This is a genomic window from Pseudomonas sp. S5D5 (assembly GCF_003013355.1).
GTDB classification, from domain to species: domain Bacteria; phylum Pseudomonadota; class Gammaproteobacteria; order Pseudomonadales; family Pseudomonadaceae; genus Aquipseudomonas; species Aquipseudomonas aylmerensis.
Genome location: NZ_PTEO01000001.1, coordinates 3,870,772 through 3,893,096, shown reverse-complemented (window position 1 = coordinate 3,893,096; position 22,325 = coordinate 3,870,772). Strand labels below are relative to the sequence as shown.

23 protein-coding genes are annotated in these 22,325 nt (G+C 62.8%); 9 read left to right on the top strand and 14 right to left on the bottom strand.

Annotation, left to right across the window (positions count from 1 at the left end; genetic code table 11):
- Window positions 1-4: 4 nt before the first annotated feature.
- A complete protein-coding gene (locus C9990_RS17760) occupies window positions 5-1,162 on the bottom strand; it encodes an efflux RND transporter periplasmic adaptor subunit (protein WP_065906558.1) in 1,158 nt (385 codons plus the stop codon).
- Window positions 1,163-1,451: 289 nt separating this feature from the next.
- On the opposite strand from C9990_RS17760, the gene C9990_RS17755 reads away from it, so the two are divergent.
- Window positions 1,452-2,153, top strand: a complete 702-nt coding sequence (locus tag C9990_RS17755) for a response regulator transcription factor (RefSeq protein WP_065906561.1) — start codon at window positions 1,452-1,454, stop codon at window positions 2,151-2,153.
- A 3-nt stretch (window positions 2,154-2,156) separates the two neighbouring features.
- Window positions 2,157-3,458: an ATP-binding protein gene (locus C9990_RS17750; protein WP_106804139.1), complete on the top strand. Its 1,302-nt coding sequence runs from the start codon at window positions 2,157-2,159 to the stop codon at window positions 3,456-3,458.
- Here the strand turns inward: C9990_RS17750 and C9990_RS17745 are convergent, their stop codons facing one another.
- From C9990_RS17745 to C9990_RS17735, 3 genes are all read right to left on the bottom strand, one after another.
- Window positions 3,459-4,133 (bottom strand): anti-sigma factor domain-containing protein, encoded by a 675-nt coding sequence (locus C9990_RS17745; protein WP_106804138.1) that lies wholly within the window; start codon window positions 4,131-4,133, stop codon window positions 3,459-3,461.
- A complete protein-coding gene (locus C9990_RS17740; RefSeq protein WP_106804137.1) occupies window positions 4,130-4,660 on the bottom strand; it encodes a sigma-70 family RNA polymerase sigma factor in 531 nt (176 codons plus the stop codon). Before C9990_RS17740 ends, C9990_RS17745 begins: the two co-directional genes overlap by 4 nt.
- A gap of 111 nt (window positions 4,661-4,771) precedes the next feature.
- The gene (locus C9990_RS17735) at window positions 4,772-5,293 is read right to left on the bottom strand and encodes a DUF3455 domain-containing protein (RefSeq protein WP_106804136.1); all 522 of its coding nucleotides are present in this window, start codon (window positions 5,291-5,293) and stop codon (window positions 4,772-4,774) included.
- Between the two features lie 137 nt (window positions 5,294-5,430).
- Here C9990_RS17735 and C9990_RS17730 point away from each other — a divergent pair, with 137 nt between their 5' ends.
- Both C9990_RS17730 and C9990_RS17725 read left to right on the top strand, forming a co-directional pair.
- Window positions 5,431-6,201 (top strand): class I SAM-dependent methyltransferase, encoded by a 771-nt coding sequence (locus C9990_RS17730; protein WP_106804135.1) that lies wholly within the window; start codon window positions 5,431-5,433, stop codon window positions 6,199-6,201.
- Window positions 6,202-6,292: 91 nt separating this feature from the next.
- Window positions 6,293-7,078 carry a sulfite exporter TauE/SafE family protein gene (locus tag C9990_RS17725; protein ID WP_065906582.1) on the top strand — a complete coding sequence of 262 codons (786 nt, stop codon included), beginning with the start codon at window positions 6,293-6,295 and terminating at the stop codon, window positions 7,076-7,078.
- A gap of 69 nt (window positions 7,079-7,147) precedes the next feature.
- Here C9990_RS17725 and C9990_RS17720 read toward each other — a convergent pair whose 3' ends face one another.
- Window positions 7,148-8,386, bottom strand: coding sequence for an acyl-CoA dehydrogenase family protein (locus C9990_RS17720; RefSeq protein ID WP_106804134.1), 1,239 nt, complete (start codon window positions 8,384-8,386; stop codon window positions 7,148-7,150).
- 268 nt (window positions 8,387-8,654) lie between these two features.
- Between C9990_RS17720 and sfnG the strand changes: the two genes are divergently transcribed.
- Window positions 8,655-9,740, top strand: a complete 1,086-nt coding sequence (sfnG, locus tag C9990_RS17715) for a dimethylsulfone monooxygenase SfnG (protein ID WP_065906585.1) — start codon at window positions 8,655-8,657, stop codon at window positions 9,738-9,740.
- Here sfnG and C9990_RS17710 read toward each other — a convergent pair.
- Window positions 9,724-10,839, bottom strand: a complete 1,116-nt coding sequence (locus C9990_RS17710; protein ID WP_065906587.1) for a peptidase C39 family protein — start codon at window positions 10,837-10,839, stop codon at window positions 9,724-9,726. The two genes, sfnG and C9990_RS17710, sit on opposite strands and share 17 nt — an antisense overlap.
- A gap of 94 nt (window positions 10,840-10,933) precedes the next feature.
- Here C9990_RS17710 and C9990_RS17705 point away from each other — a divergent pair, with 94 nt between their 5' ends.
- Together C9990_RS17705 and C9990_RS17700 are read left to right on the top strand one after the other, a co-directional pair.
- Entirely contained in the window at window positions 10,934-12,520 is a 1,587-nt protein-coding gene (locus tag C9990_RS17705) for a RimK family protein (protein ID WP_065906589.1), read from the top strand.
- A gap of 6 nt (window positions 12,521-12,526) precedes the next feature.
- Complete coding sequence (locus tag C9990_RS17700; protein ID WP_106804133.1) at window positions 12,527-13,459, top strand: magnesium transporter CorA family protein; 933 nt, start codon at window positions 12,527-12,529, stop codon at window positions 13,457-13,459.
- Between the two features lie 84 nt (window positions 13,460-13,543).
- Here the strand turns inward: C9990_RS17700 and map are convergent, their stop codons facing one another.
- The gene (gene map, locus C9990_RS17695; RefSeq protein ID WP_106804132.1) at window positions 13,544-14,305 is read right to left on the bottom strand and encodes a type I methionyl aminopeptidase; all 762 of its coding nucleotides are present in this window, start codon (window positions 14,303-14,305) and stop codon (window positions 13,544-13,546) included.
- The gene (locus C9990_RS17690) at window positions 14,305-14,505 is read right to left on the bottom strand and encodes a ParD-like family protein (RefSeq protein ID WP_027606410.1); all 201 of its coding nucleotides are present in this window, start codon (window positions 14,503-14,505) and stop codon (window positions 14,305-14,307) included. Before C9990_RS17690 ends, map begins: the two co-directional genes overlap by 1 nt.
- Window positions 14,506-14,756: 251 nt before the next feature.
- On the opposite strand from C9990_RS17690, the gene ilvA reads away from it, so the two are divergent.
- Together ilvA and C9990_RS17680 are read left to right on the top strand one after the other, a co-directional pair.
- Window positions 14,757-15,779 carry a threonine ammonia-lyase, biosynthetic gene (gene ilvA / locus C9990_RS17685; protein ID WP_106804131.1) on the top strand — a complete coding sequence of 341 codons (1,023 nt, stop codon included), beginning with the start codon at window positions 14,757-14,759 and terminating at the stop codon, window positions 15,777-15,779.
- Between the two features lie 233 nt (window positions 15,780-16,012).
- Window positions 16,013-16,282 (top strand): DUF1652 domain-containing protein, encoded by a 270-nt coding sequence (locus C9990_RS17680; protein ID WP_106804130.1) that lies wholly within the window; start codon window positions 16,013-16,015, stop codon window positions 16,280-16,282.
- Here the strand turns inward: C9990_RS17680 and C9990_RS17675 are convergent.
- The 6 genes from C9990_RS17675 to C9990_RS17650 form a co-directional block, all read right to left on the bottom strand.
- Window positions 16,279-16,677, bottom strand: a complete 399-nt coding sequence (locus C9990_RS17675) for a hypothetical protein (protein ID WP_106804129.1) — start codon at window positions 16,675-16,677, stop codon at window positions 16,279-16,281. The genes C9990_RS17680 and C9990_RS17675 overlap by 4 nt on opposite strands.
- 78 nt (window positions 16,678-16,755) lie before the next feature.
- Window positions 16,756-17,025, bottom strand: coding sequence for a DUF2790 domain-containing protein (locus tag C9990_RS17670; protein ID WP_065906599.1), 270 nt, complete (start codon window positions 17,023-17,025; stop codon window positions 16,756-16,758).
- 99 nt (window positions 17,026-17,124) lie between these two features.
- Window positions 17,125-18,063, bottom strand: a complete 939-nt coding sequence (locus C9990_RS17665) for a carbohydrate kinase (RefSeq protein WP_106804128.1) — start codon at window positions 18,061-18,063, stop codon at window positions 17,125-17,127.
- A gap of 12 nt (window positions 18,064-18,075) precedes the next feature.
- Window positions 18,076-19,557 (bottom strand): xylulokinase, encoded by a 1,482-nt coding sequence (gene xylB / locus C9990_RS17660; RefSeq protein ID WP_106804127.1) that lies wholly within the window; start codon window positions 19,555-19,557, stop codon window positions 18,076-18,078.
- Between the two features lie 141 nt (window positions 19,558-19,698).
- On the bottom strand, window positions 19,699-21,180 hold the full coding sequence (locus C9990_RS17655; RefSeq protein ID WP_106804126.1) for a mannitol dehydrogenase family protein: 1,482 nt from the start codon (window positions 21,178-21,180) through the stop codon (window positions 19,699-19,701).
- A 16-nt stretch (window positions 21,181-21,196) separates the two neighbouring features.
- Complete coding sequence (locus C9990_RS17650) at window positions 21,197-22,300, bottom strand: ABC transporter ATP-binding protein (protein WP_106804125.1); 1,104 nt, start codon at window positions 22,298-22,300, stop codon at window positions 21,197-21,199.
- Between the last annotated feature and the right edge of the window lie 25 nt (window positions 22,301-22,325).

Sequence of the window (22,325 nt, the reverse complement as noted above, 5' to 3'; positions counted from 1 at the left end):
ATCCTTATTGGCCGGGTGCCTGGGCGAGCGGCACGGGGCTGTCATCCACCTGGACTTTTTCACCGGGGCGCGCGTGTTGCAGGCCCTCGACGACAATGCGGTCACCGGGCTTGAGGCCGCTGCTGACGATCCAGCGGTCCTCGACCACCGCACCCAGTTCCACCGGTTGCTGGCTCACGGTTTGCTCGGCGTCCAGCAGCAGCACCATGGGGATACCGGCGCTGTCGCGGACGATGGCGCGTTGCGGCACGCTGATCCCTTGTTTATCGACGGCCTGCTCCAGGCGCACACGCACAAAGCTGCCAGGGAGCAAATCGAGGTCCGGGTTGGGGAATTCGCTGCGCAGGATGATCTGCCCGGTGCCGGGGTCGACGCTGATTTCGGCGAACAGCAATTTGCCCGGCAGTGGGTAGAGGCTGCCATCGTCCTGGATCAGCGTGGCCTTGGCCTGATCCTGGCCGACCTGCTTCAGGCTGCCGGCGCGGAAGGCGCGGCGCAGGTCGTTCAGTTCGCGGGTGGATTGGGTCAGGTCGGCGTGGATCGGGTCCAGTTGCTGGATGATCGCCAGGGGCGTGGCCTCGTTCTGGCCGACCAGTGCACCTTCGGTGACCAGCGCGCGGCCGATACGCCCGGAAATCGGTGCCGTCACGGTGGCGTAGCCCAGGTTCAGCTTGGCGCGCTCGACGGCCGCCTTGTTGGCGGCGACTTCGGCGTTGGTCTGGCGCACGGCGGCGCGGGCGTTGTCGTAGTCCTGGCCGCTGATCGCGTTGCCTTCGACCAGCTGGCTGTAGCGCTGCTCCTGCAGGCGCGCCTGGAACGCATTGGCCTCGGCCTTGCTCAGGTTGGCCTGGGCGCTGTCGAGGTCAGCCTTGAACGGCGCCGGGTCAATGCGAAACAGCACGTCGCCCTGTTTGACGTCGTGACCTTCCTTGAACACCCGCTGCATCACCACACCGGCTACCCGCGCGCGCACTTCGGCGATGCGCGGCGCGGCGATGCGCCCGCTCAGCTCGCTGCTGATGGACAGGGGCTTGGCCTGCAGGGTTTCAATGCGGACTTTGGCCAGCGGCATTTCCGGCGCTTGCGTGGCCGACTTGTCGCAGGCACTCAGTGCCAGCGTCAGGGCCAGCAGGCAAAACGGCGCAAACAGATTCTTTGACATGCTCTTATCCCAATATTGACTGGCGCATCCTAAGGTCACCTGCGCCGTGGTGCTGTGAAGCTGTGTAGGTGGTCTGTGAAGAAATGTAAGGTGCGACCCATAGTCGGCAGAGGGCGTATATCCTTGCACAATCCTGCAAGCACTGGAGATCCCATGTGGGAGGGGGCTTGCCCCCGATCGCGGTGTATCAGTCGAAACAGCCTTCACTGACCCACCGCTGTCGGCGGCAAGCCCCCTCCCACATGGGATTTGTGTACGACCAATAACTGTATTTTCTGGAAACACCTTTATGCCCAACATCCTCCTGGTGGAAGACGACGCCGCACTCTCCGAGCTGATTGCCAGCTACCTGGAGCGCAATGGCTACCACGTCAGCGTGCTCAGCCGTGGCGACCACGTGCGTGAGCGCGCGCGGCTCAACCCGCCGGACCTGGTGATCCTCGACCTGATGCTGCCGGGCCTCGACGGCCTGCAAGTCTGCCGCCTGTTGCGCGCCGACTCGGCGGGCTTGCCGATTCTGATGCTCACCGCCCGCGATGACAGCCACGACCAGGTGCTTGGCCTGGAAATGGGTGCCGACGACTATGTGACCAAACCCTGCGAGCCACGCGTGCTGCTGGCGCGGGTGCGCACCTTGCTGCGGCGCAGCAGTTTGTCCGAACCCCAGGTGGCCAATGACCAGATCCTCATGGGCAACCTGTGCATCGACCTGTCGGAGCGCACCGTGACCTGGCGCGAGCAGGCGGTGGAGTTGTCCAGCGGCGAGTACAACCTGCTGGTGGTGCTGGCCCGGCATGCCGGCGAGGTGCTTAGCCGCGACCAGATCCTGCAACGCCTGCGCGGTATCGAGTTCAACGGCACCGACCGTTCGGTGGACGTGGCCATTTCCAAGCTGCGCCGCAAGTTCGACGACCACGCCGGCGAAGCGCGCAAGATCAAGACGGTGTGGGGCAAGGGCTACCTGTTCAGTCGTTCCGAGTGGGAATGCTGATCCATGTTTCGCGTACTGCTGCGCCTCTCCCTGATCATCATCATCACCTACAGCGCGGCAATCTTCTTGATTCCCAAGCTGGTGATCCAACTGTTCGAGCATCGCTACCTCGACTACAACGTCGAGCAGTCGCGGGGCATGCAAAAGCTGATCGTCAAGCAGTACCTGCGCGCACCGGTGGAGCGCTGGTCGCAGGTCACCGAACAACTGGACCGCGACTTCGCACCGCTGAAAGTGCAGTTGCTGCTGCGTCAGGACGCGCGCTACACCCCGGCGGAGGCCTTGCAGTTGGCGCAGGGCAAGCCGGTGATCCGCCTCGGGGAGTGGGGTTGGATGGAGGAGGTCAGCTCACCGATCAACGACCAGTTCGTGGTCAAGCTGACCATCCCTCCCGATTCGCTGGACATGAACCTGCTGTACTGGTCGATGAACGTGTTGATCGGCATCGCGCTGCTGGCGTGCCTGCTGGTCTGGCTGCGCCCGCACTGGCGTGACCTGGAGCGCCTGAAAAGCACGGCCACCCAACTCGGTCGCGGCAACCTCAGCGCGCGCACCGGGATTGCCCCCAGCTCCAACATCGGCAGCCTGGCCTCGGTCTTCGACACCATGGCCGGCGACATCGAGCACCTGCTCAACCAGCAGCGCGACCTGCTCAACGCCGTCTCCCACGAATTGCGCACACCGCTGACGCGCCTGGACTTCGGCCTCGCCCTGGCGCTCTCCGAAGACCTGCCCGAAGCCAGCCGCGAGCGCCTGCAAAGCCTGGTGGCGCATATTCGCGAGCTGGATGAACTGGTGCTGGAATTGCTGTCCTACAGCCGCCTGCAAAACCCGGCGCAATTGCCCGAACGCGTCGAGGTGGTGCTCGACGAATTTATCGACAGCGTGCTCGGCAGTGTCGATGACGAGTTGGAAAACCCCGAAATCGTTATTGATGTGGCACTCGATTGCGCCGTGGAGCGCTTCAGCCTCGACCCGCGCCTCACCGCCCGTGCCTTGCAGAACCTGCTGCGCAACGCCACGCGTTACTGCGAAAAACGCATCCAGGTCGGGGTCAAGGTCTGCCCCAAGGGCTGTGAAATCTGGGTGGACGACGACGGCATCGGCATTCCGTTGGACCAGCGCGAGCGCATCTTCGAACCGTTCTACCGCCTCGACCGCAGCCGCGACCGCGCCACCGGTGGTTTCGGCCTGGGCCTGGCGATCAGCCGGCGCGCCCTCGAAGCCCAGGGCGGCACGTTAACCGCGCAGGCCTCGCCACTGGGCGGTGCCCGGTTTCGCGTGTGGCTGCCCTGCGTCGCCTGATCAGAGCACTTTGACCGCGCGGCCGATTGCCTGGATCGGCCCCGTAGGTTTGCCGGTGGGTGAGCCGCTCGGGGCCTCGAGGGTCAGCTCGAACAACTGGTTTGGCGTCAATGGCGGCAGCTTGTCCAGCGGCACCGAGAGGGTCTGTCCCGGCTTGACCAGGCCCAGGGACACCGGCCCTTGCCAGCCCTCGCCCTTGGTCCAGAACTGCAGGGCCTTGTCGGCCGGGACTTCCATCACCCCCAATGGAATCAACTGAATCTGCTGATTGTGGCTGGCCTGGATCACCCAGCCCGGCGCCTGGCTCTGTGGCGCCACCAGCACCACCACGAAGCTCGGCGTGGCGCCGGGTGGACGGGTCAGCAGCAACGCAGACAGCACCAGGCTCGCCAGCAGGCCGGCACCGGCAAGGCCGCGCCACACGGCCAGCAGGTTCCACCACGGCACTCCGCTGGCGGTGGGTGCGAGGGTGCGCTCGATGCGCCGCCACAGGAGAGGCGAGGGCGGCACTGGTGCTGCCAGGGCTGTCAGGGGCAATAGCCGTTGCTCCCAGGCATCCACCGCGGCCCGCAGTTCGGCATCGTGCGGCAGGAGGCGTTCCACCTCGGCACGCTGCTCGATGGGCAGGGTGCCGAGCACGTATTCGCTGGCCAGTTCGTCGAGTGTTTCGTTCATGCCATGCACTCCCGCAACGCGGTGAGGCTACGTTTGATCCAGGCTTTGACAGTGCCCAATGGGGTGCCCAGTTTTTGCGCGATTTCGCTGTGGGAATAACCGTCGACATAGGCATGCAGGATGCAGGTGCGACGGGCCGGGTCGAGTTGCTCCAGGCAGGTGTGCATCTGCCCCGAGCGCGCGGGAAATTCAAAGGTCACGGTGTCGGCGGCGAGCTGTTCGTGTTCCTCGCCCAGCGCCACCTCGCGATGCTGGTTGCGCACATGGTTGAGCGCCAGGTGGCGGGTCACGCTGAATACCCAGCCGCGTGCCGAGCCGCGCACGGGGTCGAAACTGCCGGCGCCGCGCCAGATCTTGATAAACGCGTCGTGCACGATGTCTTCGGCCAGGGCCTTGTCCCGCACGATGCGCAATGCGACGCCGAGCAAACGGCTGCTGTCCTGCTCATACAACTGGCGCAGGGCGCGTTGGTCGCCCCGGGCACAGGCCGAGAGGCAGGCTGGGTAATCAAAGAGGGTCTCAGGCAAAACGTTGTATTCCTGGCACTGAATTAACCGCCGCCACGCTCCCTGTGTGGCGAGCAAGCGTGCTCGCCACGACACGCCGGCGCCCACAGGGGGCAGCGTAGCTGACTTTGCTCAGCTGGCGGACCAGAAAATGTAATCGGCCTGGTAGCTCACCACCGCCTGCTCACCCTTGTTGGCGGCACTGCACGCGGTACTCGGGGCAACGCCCCCTTTGAGCGCGACCCGCTGGATGTAGCTCACGCCGCTCATCGCGCCCTTGCCTTCGGCCGGGTTGGCCTTGACCAGTTGATAGGGCAGGTTGCCGTCACCCGACGGCGCCACGGCGAGCTGGGTGCCGGTGATTTTCGAACCGTCCTTGGCCTGCCAGGTGGCCGGTGGGCCGAAATAGGTGCCGACGGGCTTGCCGCTGCGATCATTGAGCACGGCCTTGGGGCCGACGAAGGTCCACTCGGTCTGGCCGGCGGCATTGGGCTTGTCGCGGCACTCGTAGGTGATTTCGCCAATGCCGGTGGTTTCCAGCGCGACCTTGTGGCCCGCCGGCACTTTGATGCTGTCGGGCAAGCCGGTCTGGGCAAAAGCGGCGGGGGTGGCGAACAACAAGCCGGTGAGGCAGAGCAGTGTTTTAGCGTTCATCGGTGCTTCTCCATTCAGTCAAACAGCGGGGGTACTGGAAGGACTACCCATGACGCGCACGATTGGATGCAGCGATTAGAAAATAAAGTCATGAAGGCGCACACTGTGTCCCCGCTTTATCCGAGGAGAGATTGGCAATGACTGGTGTCCACGCGTCTGCTCAACAAGGTTTCTCCACCCAGGCCGTCACCTACGCCCAGGGCCGGCCGGATTATCCACGGCAACTGACCGGCTGGCTCACGGAGGCGCTCGGCGTTGACGCGCAGTCAACTGTCATCGACCTGGGCGCCGGCACCGGCAAATTCACGCGTTTGCTCAGCACCCTGGCGCCGACCCTGATCGCCGTCGAACCGGTGCAGGCGATGGGCGCGCAATTGAGCAAGCTGTTGCCGGACGTGCGCCTGGTCGACGGTACCGCCGACTCCATGCCCCTGGCCGCCGCCAGTGCCGACGCGGTGGTCTGCGCCCAGGCGTTCCACTGGTTCTCGACCCAGGCGGCGCTGCGGGAGATCCACCGTGTACTCAAACCCGCGGGCCGGCTCGGACTGGTGTGGAATGTGCGTGATGAGTCGGTGGCCTGGGTCGCGGCGATCACCGCGATCATCACGCCTTACGAGGGCGACACGCCGCGCTTTCATACCGGGCGCTGGCGCGAAGCCTTTACCGGCGAGCTTTTTTCCGCGCCTGAACTCAGCTGTTTCCCGTATAGCCATGTCGGCAGCCCTCAAGAGGTGATCATGGATCGCTTCCTCTCGGTGAGCTTTATTGCCGCGCTGCCGGACGCGGAAAAGGCCAAGGTGACCGCGCAGTTGCAGGACTTGATCGACACCCATCCGGACCTGTGCGGGCGTGACACCGTGGCCTTCCCGTACCAGACTCAGGCGTACGTCTGCCGTCGACTGAGCTAAAAGGCATAAAGTCAGATCATATTGATATAAGTCGTTATAAGAAAAATCGCTATCCTGCGGCCAGAAATTTATAAGGCCGCGGGAAGTTGTAATGGATGTGGGTAATGTTGGTTTTGTAGTCGCGGGCCTGATCGTTGGTTTTATCGTTGGCATGACCGGCGTGGGCGGGGGCTCGTTGATGACGCCGATCCTGTTGTGGTTCGGCATCAATCCGGCCACGGCGGTCGGCACTGACTTGTTGTACGCCGCGATCACCAAGTCCGGTGGCGTGCTGGTACACAGCAAGAACAAGAACATCGACTGGACCATCACCGGCTGGCTGACCCTGGGCAGCGTGCCTGCCGTGTTGCTGACCTTGTGGTTCCTCGCCAGCCTGCACACTGACCCCAGCGCCATGAACGCGGTGATCAAGCAGGCCCTCGGCGTGGTGCTGCTGCTGACGGCGCTGGCGATCCTGTTCAAGAAAAGCCTGCTGGCCTTCGCCCAGCGCCATGCCGGCGATGGCTACCACATGAACCCGCGCAACCTGAATGCGTTGACGGTGGTGACCGGTGCCGTGCTGGGCACCATGGTCGCGCTGACCTCCATCGGCGCCGGCGCACTGGGCACCGTCGCGTTGTTTATCCTTTATCCGTTCCTGGCCACCCGCCGCCTGGTGGGCACCGAGATCGCCCACGCCGTGCCCCTGACCCTGGTGGCGGGCCTGGGCCACGCCGGCATGGGCAATATGGACTGGCACCTGCTGGGCTTTTTGCTGATGGGCTCGCTGCCGGGCATTTACCTGGGCAGCCACATGACCGGCAAAGTCCCGGACGGCGTATTGCGCCCATGCCTGGCAATCATGTTGATGACCATCGGCTACAAACTGGCCTTTTAAGACATAAACAGGGTCCAAAGGTGAGAGGGGGCAAGCCCCTCCCACATGCTGACTGCGATCAACCTTGATTCAGGCTTTCGCCGGCCCATTACCGATCTGCCACACAAACGGTGGCTCGGTCGCATTGATCACCCAGTCGCCGACGATCCGCGCCTTGTAGATCACCGGGTTGTGCGACGACACCGTGCGCGCATTGCGCCAGTGGCGGTCCAGAGACTTGCCCTGGCGCACATCCGACGCCCCCAGTGCATTGAACAGTTCGCTGGTGGCGCGCTGGATCAATTCCGACACCACCACCTGCGCCGTGGCCGACTCGATCTCGGCGGCCAGATTGGCCGCGTGCTCAGCCGCATCATCGCCGCCAAACCGCGCCAGGTAAGCCTGTTGCGCCGGCGCTGCGGCTTTCAACGCGCTGGCTTCGGCGGCATACACCAGCGCCGCGACTTCACCCACCACCTGCTGGACCTGTGCATCCTGGCTGACATGCGGCGCATTGCCGTGGCTGTAGATGCGTTTGCGGCTGCGCACCTGATGGGCGACATCGCGCAACGCGGCGCGGCCGATACCGGCGAGGCTGGCGAGCAGCACCAACTGGTAGAACGCGGTCTGGTATTTGAAGCGAGTAGCGAAGTCGATGACGTTGTCCGCCTCCACCACCGCATCGGTAAAGCGCGAGGTGCCGCTGCCGGTGGTGCGTTGGCCGAAACCGTCCCAATCATCGCTGTGCACCACGCCGGGCTGGCGCGCGCGCGTGGCGGCGATCACATCGCCGCCGGTGTCGCTGCGTTGGGCGTACACGTCGATCCAGTCGGCGAAAATGCTGCCGGTGCTGTAGAACTTTTCGCCGTTGAGCTTCCAGTTATCGCCATCCGGGCTGACCTGGGTGACCACCTCACCGATGGCCACGGTGCCGATTTCAGTCCAGGCGCAACCGACGATATCACCGTCGACAAAGCGCTTGAACCACAGGTCGCGGCCGGCACTCGGGGCGGCGTTGAGGCGATCTTCGGCAAACGCGAAATGCCCGCGCAGGGCCTGGGGCACGTTGGAGTCGGCTTCAGCCAGCTCGATCAGCAACTCGAACAACTGCGGCAGGGACGCGCCGCCACCGCCGTATTCCACCGGCACCCGCACCGCGCCGAAACCGGCTTGTTTAAGCCACTGGATCGGTTCATGGGGCAGGGTGCGGGTTTGCTCGCGCTCCACCGCACCCGCAGCGATACGCTGGAAAATCGGGCGAAAGCGCGCGGCGAGGGTGGTGTAGTCGACGCCGGTGGACAGCGGGTTGATGACGTGTTGTTCGGTCATGGGCAAAAGCTCCAGGGCAGTGATCAATGCCAAGGGTGATTGCACACTCCGTGCCGGGTGCCTGGGCCCATGTTTACGCGGGAGATGCTGCGCCAGCTGTTGCCCCAGCAACAGTGAACCGACAAACCGCCACGATCCATGACAGGCGTCTGCGCCTGAGCGCCGGCCGGGTTTGCCGCCGTAGCCCGCACGGCGCGTGCGTTTGCCCGCGGCTGGCACGCTTGCTGCTCAACCCCTCGGTACATCCCTGTGTGCGAGGTAGTGATCGATGAGTCAGCAAGCCGTGAAATTTGCCTATTGGGTGCCCAACGTCAGCGGTGGGCTGGTGGTGAGCAAGATCGAACAGCGCACCCATTGGGGCATCGACTACAACCGCAAACTGGCGCAACTGGCCGAAGCCGCCGGCTTCGAATATGGCCTGACGCAGATTCGCTTCACCGCCGGCTACGGCGCTGAGAACCAGCATGAGTCCGTGGCGTTCAGCCACGCGCTGCTGGCGGCGACCACCACGCTCAAAGTGATTGCCGCGATCCTGCCCGGCCCATGGCAACCAGCGCTGGCGGCCAAGCAACTGGCAACCATTGACCAGCTCACCAACGGCCGCATCGCGGTGAACATCGTCAGTGGCTGGTTCAAGGGTGAGTTCCAGGCCATCGGCGAACACTGGCTGGAACACGACGAGCGTTATCGTCGCTCCGAGGAATTCATCCGTGCCCTCAAGGGCATCTGGACCCAGGACAACTTCACCTTCAAGGGCGACTTCTATCGCTTCAACCAATACACCCTCAAGCCCAAGCCGCTGGGCCACCCGGAAGTGTTCCAGGGCGGCAGTTCGCGGGCGGCGCGCGACATGGCGGCGCGGGTGTCGGACTGGTACTTCACCAACGGCAACACCCCGGAAGGCATCAAGGCCCAGGTCGATGACATTCGCGCCAAGGCCGCTGCGAACAACCATTCGGTCAAGGTCGGCGTCAACGCCTTCATCATCGCCCGGGATACCGAGGAAGAAGCCCGCGCCGTGCTCGCGGAAATCATCGACAAGGCCGATCCGGAGGCGGTGAATGCGTTCGGCGACGCGGCCCGGCAGGCCGGCAAGGCTTCCCCCGAAGGCGAGGGCAACTGGGCCAAGTCCAGCTTCGAAGACCTGGTGCAGTACAACGACGGCTTCAAGACCAACCTGATCGGCACCCCGCAGCAGATCGCCGAGCGCATCGTCGCACTCAAGGCCGTGGGCGTGGACCTGGTACTGGCCGGCTTCCTGCACTTCCAGGAAGAGGTCGAGTACTTCGGCCAGCGCGTGTTGCCACTGGTGCGCGAGCTGGAGGCCAAGGCCGCGATCAAGCAGGTGGCCTGAGCATTCCCCGGGTGAAGACCACCACCGCCGCGCGCAGCTTGTTATTGCCAAAGCGGCACATGCGCTCGAACTCTGCATGGCTGACTGGCAGGTGCTGGCAGTCCAGGGGCTGGCGGTGCTGGCTGTGATCCACATCCGGGTCGTGCAGGTAGACGAAGTCGTCGTCGCAGTCGGTGACGATCACCCAATGCGGGGATTTCGAGCGGGTGAGGCGGTAGCTGCTGATCAACACCAGCGGCTGTCCGCCCTCCTGCAACAGCCGTGGCAAGTCCAGGGCGCCGCCGAAAACCTGCTCGACGTCGCTGCCTGCCAACTCTTCCTCAAACGCGGCATGCACCACGCGCATGACGTCCTTTTTATGCGGATCGCGTACGCCATCCAGAAACAACGGCCCGCGCACATTCACCTGCATCCGCACCCGAAAGTCCCGACGCCACGCCGCCAGAGCCAGGCCTTGCGGGCTGCAGCCGCCATGGCCGGCAGTCATGAACACGGTGGTCGCTTCCCGCCAGATCTGCAGCTCTTCGCGGCGCAGGGCCGGGCGCTCCGGGACCAGCGCGCCCATGGCCATCAACAGGCAGGCGGCGCCACAGGTGAAGTCGGTGGTCTGTTGGTAATACGGCACGCTGTGCGAGCGCGCATCCTGGTGCTGCAGGATGCGTTTTTCCAGGCGCAGGGCCGGGCTGTGGTCTTCGTAGTAGTCGTTGATCAGGGCAAAGCGGCGGTAGCCGTTGCGTTCATACAGGGCGAGGGCGCCGGGGTTGTCGGTGCGCACTTCCAGGCGCAGGTAGGCGCAGTCGTGTTCCACTGCGCAGGCCTCGATGCGGCTCAGCAGCTGTTTGCCCAGGCCCATGCCGCGCGCGTGCTCGGCGATGGCGATGGAGTACAGCCGTGCCAGCGAGGTGCCACGGTGGAACAGCACCAGCGCATAGCCGAGCAATTGCCCGTCCTGTTCCGCCACCAGCAACCGGCCATGGGCGCGGCTGACCATCCAGTGGAAACTGCGCGGTGACAGCCGGTCAGTGGTGAAACAGTGCTGTTCCAGTGCCACTAATTCAGGCACGTCCTCGGGGGCTGCAACGCGAAAGAAAAGAGCCATATGACCGCCGTAAAAGTTGCGTAACGAAACGGGACTTCTCTAAAAGATCGTGCTTAATAGAAAAGGTCGAGTTCTCTAAAGCGGATCAAATATTATGTCGGCGGTACAAGGTCATTGGCGTGAAGTATCCGAGCAAACTGTCGCGGCGACAATAACCAATAAGGGTTATTTTTCCGCCCCCCCCAAAGGCGCCAGTCAAGTTGTGATCATTGTCGAGCGCAAGGAAGACTGGGCCTCCTACTTCCCCAGCGAAGACATCGTCACCGCGCAGGAATACCTGGAGCAAACCCGCGAAAGCGAGACCGGCAAGCGTGTGCAGGTGATCAACCTGTGCCGCAGCTACAAGTACCTGGGGCACGGCTATTACTGTTCATTGCTGGCTGAAGCGCGCGGGCACAAGGTGATTCCGTCGGTGCGCACCATCAGCGAGCTGACCAAGAAGTCACTCTACGGCCTGGCGCTGGATGACCTGGATAAAACCCTCGATAAAGCCTTGAGTCATCATCTCTACAGCAATACCGAAGGTTTCACCCTGACCCTTTACTTTGGTCGAACCAATATTGAACCGTTGCAGGAGTTGGCCCGCCAGTTGTTTGAAGCGTTCCCGTGCCCGATCCTGTTAGTTGAATTCAGAAAGAACAACGGCTGGCACATTGAAGGGGTCAAGTCCGGCGTACTGCACAAGTTGCGCGATGACCAGGAAGATCAATTCGCCCACGCCCTCGACAACTTCAGCCGCAAGATCTGGCGCCAGCCCCGTTCACGTCGTCTGGCCCGTTATGACCTGGCGATTCTTCACGATCCCCAGGAGCAACTGCCGCCGTCCAATGCCAAGGCGCTGGAGAATTTCATCCGCGTGGGCAAGGGCCTGGGCATCGATGTGGAGTTGATCGAGCGAAAGGACTACTCGCGCCTGGCCGAATACGACGCCTTGCTGATCCGCGAGACTACAAGCGTCGACAACCACACCTACCGCTTCGCCAAGAAAGCCGAGAGCGAAGGGCTGGTGGTGATGGATGACCCGGCCTCGATCCTGCGCTGCACCAACAAGGTCTACCTCACCGACCTGCTCAACAGCCATCAACTGGGCATGCCCGCCACCGAGATTCTCTACAAGGAACGACCGGAAGATTTCGAACGGGTCGGCGAGCGCCTGGGTTTCCCGCTGGTGCTGAAGATCCCCGATGGCTGTTTCTCCCGGGGTGTGATCAAGGTCGAAAGCCAGGAAGCCTTGCTCAAGGCCACTGCCGAGCTGTTCGAACATTCGGTGCTGCTGCTCGCCCAGGAGTTCTTCTACACCGAATACGACTGGCGCATCGGCGTGCTCAATCGCAAGCCGATCTTTGCCTGCCAGTACTTCATGTCCAAGGGCCATTGGCAGATCTACAACCACAAGGCCATCGGCTCGGACATCAACGGCGAGTGCCGCACCCTGGCGGTCCATGAAGCGCCCAAGGCGGTGGTGGAGCTGGCGGTGAAGACCGCCAACCTGATCGGCGACGGGCTCTACGGCGTCGACCTCAAGCAGTCCGGCGACAAGGTGGTGGTGATCGAGGTCAACGACAATCCCAACCTGGATGCGGGCATCGAAGACGCCTATTTGCAGGACGACCTGTATGGCCTGGTGCTGGAGGAATTCGTACGGCGCCTGGAGTTGAAACGCCAGGGCCAGGTCTGGTGAGTCCCGATGATCCAGCGTTTTGAGCTAATCAATGGAAAACTGCTGGGCGTGGACAGCGCCTCGGCGCCGATCCTGTTATTCAACAACCCTGACCCGAGCGAGCGTGAATGGCTGCGTGACCATCACAAGCTGGATGAGCATGCACTCGCGTCGGCCCTGGACCCGGACGAGGTCTCGCGCATCGAGTTTCACCCCGACAACCTGTTCCTGATCTGGAAACGCCCGGAGAACTATTCTGGCGGCGGCAACCTGGTATTCGAAGTGTCGTCCTGCGGCCTGCTGTTTTCACCCGGTCGGCTGCTGGTAATCGCCACCGATGAAACCCCGCTGAGCGGCCTGGGCCAGCGCCGGCCGTTGCACGCGCCGCTCGACGTATTGCTCGACCTGCTGCTCAACAACATCCACCACTACCTGGGCCACCTCAAGGTGATCAAGCTGGTCGCGCGCGAGTTGCAGCAGCAGTTCAACGCGTCGATGAGCAACCATCACCTGATGCAGATGTTCAACCTCAGTGAAAGCCTGATCTATTACATCAACGCGCTGCACAGCAACGGCGCTGTGCTGTCGCGGCTGCGCAACCACGCGGAAAAGGAGCACTTCGGCGCGGAAATCCTCGGCCTGATCGATGACCTGATCATCGAGAACCATCAGTGCTACAAACAGGCCGAGATCTATTCCAATGTGTTTTCCGGGCTGATCGATGCGCGCGGCAACCTGATGAACAACAGCATGAACAACCTGTTGCGCAAGCTCACGCTGATCAACGTGGTGTTCCTGCCGCTCAATCTGATTGCCAGTGTGGGTGGGATGTCGGAGTTCAGCATGATGACGGCGGGTACGCCGTGGTGGGTGTCGTACCCGTTGTTCCTGGCTGCGATGGGGTTGGGGGCAGGCTTGATGGTGCTAGTGCTCAAGCGGATGGCGGGCGCGGCGATGTAAAGGTGGCGATGCATCAGGCACGCCTCTGCGCCTGGTTTGGGGCTGCTGCGCAGCCCAACGCGGGACAAGCCCGCTCGCCACAGGTTATTCGCCTGGCTGTGTTTGCAGGGTCAGCACTTCAAAGCCATCCGCCGTCACGGCCACGGTATGTTCCCACTGCGCCGACAGGCTGTTGTCCTTGGTCACCACCGTCCAGCCATCTTTCAGGCTGCGCACCTTGGAACTGCCCTGGTTAAGCATCGGTTCGATGGTAAACACCATGCCTTCGCGCAGTTCCATGCCGGTGCCGGGGCGGCCGAAGTGCAGGATCTGCGGGTCCTCATGCATCTGCTTGCCGATGCCATGGCCGCAGTATTCACGCACCACGCTGTAGCCGTTGGCCTGCGCGTGGCTCTGGATCGCATGGCCGATATCGCCCAGGCGCGCGCCGGGCTTGACCTGGCGGATGCCGGCCCACATCGCCTCAAAGGTCATTTCCACCAGGCGCCGCGCCTTGGGGGCGACGGTGCCGATCATGTACATCTTGCTGGAGTCGGCGATAAAGCCGCCTTTTTCCAGGGTGATGTCGATGTTGATGATGTCGCCGTCCTTGAGGATCTCCTTGGCGCTGGGCATGCCGTGGCACACCACCTCGTTGATCGAGGTGTTGATGGAGAACGGGTAATCGTATTGCCCGAGGCTGGCAGGGCGGGCTTTCAGGTCATTGCGGATGAAGGCTTCGACGGCGCTGTCCAGCTCCAGCGTGGAGCGGCCGGCGCTGACAAACCCGTCGAGCATGTCGAACACTTTGGCCAGCAGGCGCCCGGATTCGCGCATGACAGCCAGTTGGGCGGCGGTCTTGATCATCAGCTGCGCCCCCGGATCAGGTCGGGCTTGTCCAGCAGCAGTTTGTTGATCAACTCGTGGTAGGGCAGGCTGGGGTTCAGTTCGGCGAGCAGGCCGACCTTGATCCAGAACTCGGCCTGGGCGTTGATGGAGCGGTCCATGGCCGCACTGGCCAGGCGGAGTTGTTCGTGCAGTTGGTCGCTGATCTTGACGATGCCCATGGTCTTCACTGTGCTGGATTGATATACGAATCGTATACGTTTCGTATGCTTGAAGTAAACAGGATGTTGACTTGGTCCGGATGGCCGGTTAATTTCCTGGCATGACCTTCCAAGCCTTCCGCAGCCAGCCAAGCATTATTATTACCGCCATTCCTCATTTGGCGGGATAGCACACGGCTGCACCCAGACCCGCCCTTGAGGCGGGTTTTGTTTTTCCGTCTCCCGGGCTCTACACACACCAGGAGACACCCATGAGCAGCTGTCCCGTTCCTCCCCGCGCTGATGCAGGCCTGCTTGAACACTATGTGAAAAAGATCCTCGCCGCTCCGGTCTATGACCTGGCGGTGCGCACGCCCCTGCAAGCCGCGCCGGCGCTGTCGGCATTGCTCGGCAACCAGGTGCTGCTCAAGCGCGAAGACCTGCAGCCGACCTTCTCCTTCAAGATTCGCGGTGCCTACAACAAGCTCGTGCAACTGACCGCCGAGCAGAAGGCGCGGGGCGTAGTCACCGCGTCGGCAGGCAACCATGCCCAGGGGGTGGCGCTGGCGGCGCGTGAACTGGGGATCCGGGCGCGAATCGTGATGCCCGCGACGACGCCTGAATTGAAGGTGCTGGGCGTGCGCTCCCGGGGCGCCGAAGCGGTGTTGCACGGTGCCAGCTTTCCCTTTGCCCTGGCCCACGCGCTGCAACTGGCCGACGCCTCCGGGTATACCTTCGTGTCGCCCTTCGACGATCCGGATGTAATCGCCGGCCAAGGCACGGTGGCCATGGAGATCCTGCGCCAGCAGCAAGGGCCGCTGGACGCGATCTTCGTCCCGGTCGGCGGCGGCGGGCTGATTGCCGGGATCGCGGCCTACGTCAAATACCTGCGGCCCGAAGTGCGCATCATCGGCGTCGAGCCCGAAGGCTCCAGTTGCCTGTTGGCGGCCCTGCGCGCCGGTGAGCGTGTGGTGTTGCCGAGTGTCGACGGGTTTGCCGATGGCACGGCGGTCGCGCAGATCGGTGCGTTTGGTTTTGAAATCTGCCGGCAGTGGGTGGATGAAGTGATCACCGTGAGCAATGACCAACTGTGCAGCGCCATCAAGTTGATCTACGACGATACCCGCTCCATCACCGAGCCTTCCGGTGCCTTGGCGGTCGCGGGTATTCGCCAATACGTGTCAACGCGTGGCATAGCGGGGCAGACATTGGTAGCGGTTAATTCCGGCGCGAACATCAACTTCGATAGTTTGCGATATGTTGCTGAAAGAGTGGTCGCGCAAGGCGCAGTTTGATACCAGGCGTGGGGTTAAACGATTAATCGCAGCGGTTCGACGATTATTTCATCTACCCGGCCAAGCTTATATAAGGGTGCTGGGTGCTTATGAGGAATGGTTACAACGAGACTGGATTTTGCCGAGTAGGCTGGTGATGGTAAGCGTCTTCCAGGGGCGGCAAGACGCGGCAGGCACACGCTTGCCAGACTAAAAACAATCGATTGGCAGTCTCAGAAAAGGAGAGGTTGGCCATGCTTTCGGAATTAGAACTTCGCAGTATTATCGAAGGAAGTTTCCTGCCTAAACGGTGCGAATGCACCAAAGCCGAAGATGCCTCGCTGACGATCAAGGTCTATGACGACCGCGACCGTGACCGGGTGGATTTGGAAGTCAAAGGTATCAACGCCGACAAACTCGACAGCAGTCGAGCCTTGTGCAACCTGATCACCGGGTTGCGTGAAGACCTCAAGCACAGCCATGCACCCGCGCTGCAACGAGTAGCTGCGCGCAACCTGTACTAGATCGACGCTTGAGAGTGAGTGACCGAAGACCTGTGGGCCTGGATAAACGCCAGGCCCAATACGGTTTCCGTTGCCACCGCCAGCAGGATCCCAGGGCCTGCATTGCCATTGATCCACTCCCCGAACCCCAATACGGCCAGCACCAGGCAGCCGGCGATAAACCCGCTGGTCAGGGCGCGGCGTGTGTCTGAGGGTGGGGCAAGGCGAGCACGGTAGAACATGAGGCCGATGGCCAGGAACAGCGCGGCATTGCGGCGCGACACCAGCCCGGTGGCGCTGGAATATTCGACACTCCATAACCACAGCAGCAGGTCAGGACGCAGGCCCCAGACAAGTGCAAGGGCGAAGCAGAGCAGGGCGCTGAATGTTGCGAGAGAGCGGAAACTCAACTGCATGGCGAATCCCTTCAGCCGTATGACAAGCCCGCAAGACTACTCCTTCCTGTGCGGGCCTGTCCTGGGTCTTTCACCGGCTCAATTCTGGAAGTCGCAGGCTTCGGACATTTTCCGATAGCTCACGTCTTCGACCTTGCCGGCCGTGTCCACAAACTTGATATCCGCCTTGATGACTTTGCAGTCATTGGTCTGGGCCTCGTTCATGGCCAGCACCTTGGCGATGTTCATCGGCATGCCGTAGTGGTAAGGCACAGGGGTGACAGTCGCCGTTTGATCGGCAGCCTGGGCCAGGCCCGACACCGCCGCCAGCGCCAGCGCGCCGCCAAGCATTAAAGTGCGCAGTTTCATGGTGGTTCTCCGCAAGTGAGTACACTTTCACTCTCGACTTGCGGGATTAACCGTCGATTAATTTTTGCCTGGCTGACAAAACCTTCATAAAGGCTGGATTCAGCCGAGTTGATCACGATACGGCAAATCCGGCCCAGTCTTGCCACACGTCAACGCGGCAGCGCGAATGGCGAAGCCGAGCATCGTGTCGATCTGCGTGCGCGTCAGTTGCTGCAGGCCCTCCACCGAATCCAGGTTCTGCTCGGTCAACCAGGCAATCAAGGCGGCCTGGAAGGTGTCGCCAGCGCCGACGGTATCGGCCATCACCACCTTCTGTGCCGGTTGCGACCAGTTGCCGTGCTGGCGGCTGAAGACGCTGGCACCGTCGCCGCCACGGGTGAGGAATACCAGCTGGCAGCGGTGCTGCAGCCAGCCTTGCAGCACGCTTTCCGGCGACTGGTCGGGGTAGAGCAGGTGCAGGTCTTCGTCGCTGACCTTGATCAGGTCGGCGTGCTTGACCAGCTCCGCCACGCGCTCGCGCCACAGCTGGATATCCGGCTGGGGGTTGAGCCGTACGTTGGGGTCCAGGCTGATCAGGCGCTTGCCGCTTTCGCGCTTGACCAGGCTCAGCAGGGTGTCGCCGATCGGCTGCACCACCAGCGAGAACGAGCCGACATGCAGGCCGCGAATGTCCGCGCCCAGCACCGGCAGATGGGCGACTTCCAGCAGGCGGTCGGCGCAGCCTTCGCCGCGGAAGTTGTACTGCGGTGAACCATTGGCGCCCACGGCGACCATCGACAACGTCGTCGGCGCAGCAAACTCCACCAGGAACTGCTCGCTGACGCCTTCATCCTTGAGCACCTGCAACAAGCGCCGCCCGAGGAAGTCGGTCGACAACCCGCCGAACAGCCCGGCATCGATGCCCAGGCGGCGCAGACCCACCGCCACGTTGAACGGCGAGCCACCGGCAATTGCCTTGTAATTGACCTTGGAAGCCTGCCCGCTGGCATCTTCCTCGCTGAAAAAATCAAACAGCGCTTCACCGCACACCAGATACATAGTCGTTCGCTCTTAAAGGGTTGCTACTAGCTGTTGATAGCGCGCGTATGCCTGTTGGTAGGCGCTGACGCTGGCTGCCACCGGCAGGGTACGGCTGGCCGGGTCGACGCTCACGCACCGGTCGCACAGGCTGGCCAGGGATTCGCCGGACTGGCACCACGCCGCCTGGATCGCCGCGCCCAGGGCCGCAGCCTCGCTTTGTTCGGTGCAGATAACCTCGGTATTCATGATATCGGCGACCATCTGCCGCCACACCGGGCTTTTCGAACCGCCGCCGATCAAGCGGATGCGCAGGCTTTGCAGGCCGGTATGGCGCAGCAGGTCGAGGCCGTAGCGCAGGCCGAAGGTGGTGCCTTCGACCACGGCGCGGCACAGGTTGGCGCGGGTCAGGTTGGTCATGGTCAGGCCGTGCAGGCTGCCGGTGGCGTGGGGCAGGGCGGGCACGCGTTCGCCGTTGAGAAACGGCAGCATGCTCACGCCGTCGGCGCCGATCGGGGCCTTTTCGACCAAGGCGTTGAACGCGTTGAGGTCCAGCTCGAACAGCTCGCGGATTACCCCGGTGGCGTTCGTCAGGTTCATCGTGCAGATCAACGGCAGCCAGCCGCCGCTGGAGGAACAGAAAGTCGCTACCGACGCCTGCGCACTCACGTTGGGCTGGTCGGCGAAGGCATACACGGTGCCCGAGGAACCGAGGCTCATGGTGATCACACCGGGGGCGATATTGCCGGTGCCGATGGCGCCCATCATGTTGTCGCCGCCGCCGCTGGAGACAAGCGCGTTGGGGTTGATGCCCAGGCGTTCGGCGATGGCCGGCAGGATCGTGCCCACCGACTGGTGGGCGTCAATCAGTTCGGGCAGCGCGGCCTGCAGGCGACCGCTGGGGTCGATGTGCTGGAGCAGCGCCACGTCCCATTCACGGGAGCGCACATTGAAGTAACCGGTGCCGGAGGCATCGCCGTATTCCGCCACGGCGCGGCCGGTGAGCCAGTAGTTGAGGTAGTCGTGGGGCAGCAGGATATGCGCGATGCGCGCGAACACGTCCGGGTGCTGCTCGCGGGTCCAGAGCAACTTGGACACGGTGTAGCCCGGCGCGATGGCCACGCCGAGGCGTTCCAGCGAGCCACTTTCGCCGCCCAGGTAGTGCAGCAGACGATCATTTTCCGGCGCGGTTTCGGTGTCGCACCACAGCTTGGCCGGGCGCAGCACCTGGCCGCTGTCATCCAACAGCACCAGCCCGTGCTGCTGGCCGGACACGCCGATGCCGAGGATGTCCTGGCCGTCGACGCCGGCCTGTTGCAAGGCGCGGTGGGTGGCTTCGGTAAAGGCGTCCAGCCACTCCTGGGTGTGCTGTTCGCGACGGCCATTCGCGCCGCTGATCAGAGTGTGCGCCGCAGCGCCGAGGCCCAGCACCCTGCCGCTGGACGCGTCGAGGACGATGGCCTTGGTGCCTTGGGTGCCGCAGTCGATGCCGAGGAACAGGTTTTGCTGGGTCATGAGGGTGTGCTCAGCGGTGTTATTTTTTTGGATTGGCAACCCGGTCCAGTGTGGGAGGGGGCTTGCCCCCGATGGCTGTGGGTCAGTGTAGGATATTTGCCTGACACACCCTCATCGGGGGCAAGCCCCCTCCCACATTTTTTAAACCGGTTTCTTCAGGAGGTTCTGTAGGGTTTCGGTGACGCCGTTATCACGCAAGCTCCCATAGCAACGCTCGAACGCTGCCACAAACTCCGGCGAGTTGGGAATAGCCGTGCCAAAAATCTCTTCCACGCCCAGCAGTCGCTGGCTGATCAACGCCTCATCACTCACCAGCCCCTGGCAGAATTCCGCACGCGGGTCGGGGATTTTATAGCTCACGCCATTCTCATCCACGCCCTTCAAATACAAGGCCCAGGCCGCGACCACCAGCGCCGCACGCTCGGTCTCGCGCCCATCGGCAATCAAGCGGTTGATGGTCGGCACGGTGAACTTGGGAAACTTCGAGGAGCCATCCGAGCACACGCGCTCCAACTGGTCGGCAATCGCCTGATTGGAAAAACGGTCGACCAGGGTCTGCTTGTAGTCGGTCAGGTCGATACCCGGTACCGGCGCCAGGTTCGGCGTGACATCCAGGTCCATGTAGGCGCGCATGTACGCGACGAACAACGGGTCGTTCATGGTCTCGTGCACGAACCGGTAACCCTTGAGAAACCCCAGGTATGTCAGGGCCAGGTGGCTGCCGTTGAGCAGGCCGATCTTCATCTCTTCATAGGGCGTCACGTCATCGGTGAACTGCACGCCGACCTTCTCCCAGGCCGGGCGACCGTTGACGAACTTGTCTTCCAGCACCCATTGCACAAACGGTTCGCAGACCACCGGCCAGGCATCGTCGATGCCGTGCTCGTCGTGCAACTGCAGGCGGTGGGCGGTGCTGGTCATCGGCGTGATGCGGTCGACCATGGCGTTCGGAAAGCTCACCTTGGCCTTGATCCAGTCGTGCAGGTCGGCATTGTGCAGCGCGGCAAAGGCCAGCAACGCCTTGCGCGTGACGGCGCCGTTGTGCGGCAGGTTATCGCAGGACATCACCGTGAACGCCGGGGTGCCGGCGGCGCGGCGCTGGGTCAGCGCGGCGCAGATAAAGCCGAACACGGTTTTCGGTGCGCCGGGGTGCGCCAGGTCATGCTGGATCTGCGGCAGGTGGGCCATGAACTCGCCGTTGCTGTCGTCGATGCAGTAGCCGCCTTCGGTGATGGTCAGCGAGACGATGCGAATCTCGGGGCTGGCCAGTTTGTCGATCAGTGCCTGGGCGCTGTCTTCGGCGAGCAGCATGTCGCTGATTGAGCCGATCACGCGCACTTCGGTGTCGTCGGTATCGCCCAGTTCATAGAGGGTGAACAGGTAGTCCTGGCCCGCCAGGTCGTCGCGGGCCTTGCGGTCCTCGCTGCGCAGGCCGACGCCGCAGATGCTCCAGTCCAGGCCTTCGCCGGTGTTCATCAGCGCATCGGTGTAGTACGCCTGGTGCGCACGGTGGAAACCGCCGACGCCGATATGGGCGATGCCCTGGGAGGTGCTGGCAATCGCATAGGCCGGGATGTTCACGTGCGGCGCCAGTTGGGTAAGGTTCTGCTTATTCAGTTTCATCACAACTCTCGCGAAATCAGGCGGCAGCGCGCAGTGGGCGGGCCACGGCTACACCGTCGGTGTCGAACAGATGGCAGTGCGCCGGGTCCAGGTGCAGGTGCAGCGTCTCGCCGTATTGGCTGGCCATGTCGCCCCGGATCCGCATGGTCAACGGCTCGCCATTGGCGGTGATGACGTGGCAGAAGGTGTCGCTGCCCAGGCGCTCGCCGACGTCGGCGGTGACGGTCAGGGAGGTCTGGCCCGGCGTGGCGATTTCCAGGTGTTCTGGACGAATGCCCAGGGTCACCGCGCTGCCCACGCTCAGGGTCGCGCCGCTCAACGGCAGGCTGATGGTGGTGCCTGCGTCGAGTTGCACCTCGCAGCCGTGGCCTTCGACGCGCGTGACCTTGCCCTTGAGGAAGCCCATCTTCGGCGTACCCAGGAAACCCGCGACAAACAGGTTGGCCGGCTGGTGGTACAGCTCCAGCGGCGAGCCCACTTGCTCGATACGGCCGCTGTTGAGGACCACCACCTTGTCGGCCAGGGTCATGGCTTCGATCTGGTCGTGGGTCACGTAGATCATGGTCGCCTGCAGCTCTTTATGCAGGCGCGCGAGCTCCAGGCGCATCTGCACGCGCAGGGCGGCGTCGAGGTTGGACAGTGGTTCGTCGAACAGGAAGATTTTCGGGTTACGCACAATCGCCCGGCCGATCGCCACACGCTGGCGCTGACCGCCCGACAGCTGCTTGGGCTTGCGCTCCAGCAACGGGCCGAGTTCGAGGATACGCGCCGCTTCGCTGACTTTGCTCTCGACCAGTTTCTTGTCGACGCCGGCCAGGTCCAGGGCAAACGACATGTTCTTGCGCACGCTCATGTGCGGGTACAGCGCGTAGGTTTGGAACACCATCGCCAGGTCGCGCTTGGCCGGGGTTACTTCGGTGATGTCGCGGCCGTCCAGTTCGATGGTGCCGTCGGTGACTTCTTCCAGGCCCGCGATCAGGCGCAGCAGGGTCGATTTACCGCAGCCCGAGGGGCCGACGAAGACCACGAACTCCTTGTCGTTCACTTCCAGGTCGATGCCTTTGATGATCGAGAAACCTTCGAAGCCTTTTTGCAGATTCTTGATTTTCAGGTTGGCCATGATGGGCCTCCGCTTTGAATTTTTT

Excerpts from the sequence above, each read along its gene's own strand:
- C9990_RS17725 (WP_065906582.1), top strand. The coding sequence starts at position 6,293 with ATGGATGTGGGTAATGTTGGTTTTGTAGTCGCGGGCCTGATCGTTGGT.
- C9990_RS17755 (WP_065906561.1), top strand. The coding sequence starts at position 1,452 with ATGCCCAACATCCTCCTGGTGGAAGACGACGCCGCACTCTCCGAGCTG.
- C9990_RS17680 (WP_106804130.1), top strand. The coding sequence starts at position 16,013 with ATGCTTTCGGAATTAGAACTTCGCAGTATTATCGAAGGAAGTTTCCTG.
- C9990_RS17690 (WP_027606410.1), bottom strand. The coding sequence starts at position 14,505 with ATGGGCATCGTCAAGATCAGCGACCAACTGCACGAACAACTCCGCCTG.
- C9990_RS17760 (WP_065906558.1), bottom strand. The coding sequence starts at position 1,162 with ATGTCAAAGAATCTGTTTGCGCCGTTTTGCCTGCTGGCCCTGACGCTG.
- ilvA (WP_106804131.1), top strand. The coding sequence starts at position 14,757 with ATGAGCAGCTGTCCCGTTCCTCCCCGCGCTGATGCAGGCCTGCTTGAA.
- C9990_RS17745 (WP_106804138.1), bottom strand. The coding sequence starts at position 4,133 with ATGAACGAAACACTCGACGAACTGGCCAGCGAATACGTGCTCGGCACC.
- C9990_RS17705 (WP_065906589.1), top strand. The coding sequence starts at position 10,934 with ATGTCGGCGGTACAAGGTCATTGGCGTGAAGTATCCGAGCAAACTGTC.
- C9990_RS17700 (WP_106804133.1), top strand. The coding sequence starts at position 12,527 with ATGATCCAGCGTTTTGAGCTAATCAATGGAAAACTGCTGGGCGTGGAC.
- C9990_RS17655 (WP_106804126.1), bottom strand. The coding sequence starts at position 21,180 with ATGAAACTGAATAAGCAGAACCTTACCCAACTGGCGCCGCACGTGAAC.
- C9990_RS17720 (WP_106804134.1), bottom strand. The coding sequence starts at position 8,386 with ATGACCGAACAACACGTCATCAACCCGCTGTCCACCGGCGTCGACTAC.
- C9990_RS17750 (WP_106804139.1), top strand. The coding sequence starts at position 2,157 with ATGTTTCGCGTACTGCTGCGCCTCTCCCTGATCATCATCATCACCTAC.
- C9990_RS17730 (WP_106804135.1), top strand. The coding sequence starts at position 5,431 with ATGACTGGTGTCCACGCGTCTGCTCAACAAGGTTTCTCCACCCAGGCC.
- C9990_RS17735 (WP_106804136.1), bottom strand. The coding sequence starts at position 5,293 with ATGAACGCTAAAACACTGCTCTGCCTCACCGGCTTGTTGTTCGCCACC.
- C9990_RS17665 (WP_106804128.1), bottom strand. The coding sequence starts at position 18,063 with ATGTATCTGGTGTGCGGTGAAGCGCTGTTTGATTTTTTCAGCGAGGAA.
- C9990_RS17675 (WP_106804129.1), bottom strand. The coding sequence starts at position 16,677 with ATGCAGTTGAGTTTCCGCTCTCTCGCAACATTCAGCGCCCTGCTCTGC.
- C9990_RS17670 (WP_065906599.1), bottom strand. The coding sequence starts at position 17,025 with ATGAAACTGCGCACTTTAATGCTTGGCGGCGCGCTGGCGCTGGCGGCG.
- C9990_RS17650 (WP_106804125.1), bottom strand. The coding sequence starts at position 22,300 with ATGGCCAACCTGAAAATCAAGAATCTGCAAAAAGGCTTCGAAGGTTTC.
- sfnG (WP_065906585.1), top strand. The coding sequence starts at position 8,655 with ATGAGTCAGCAAGCCGTGAAATTTGCCTATTGGGTGCCCAACGTCAGC.
- map (WP_106804132.1), bottom strand. The coding sequence starts at position 14,305 with ATGATCAAGACCGCCGCCCAACTGGCTGTCATGCGCGAATCCGGGCGC.
- xylB (WP_106804127.1), bottom strand. The coding sequence starts at position 19,557 with ATGACCCAGCAAAACCTGTTCCTCGGCATCGACTGCGGCACCCAAGGC.
- C9990_RS17710 (WP_065906587.1), bottom strand. The coding sequence starts at position 10,839 with ATGGCTCTTTTCTTTCGCGTTGCAGCCCCCGAGGACGTGCCTGAATTA.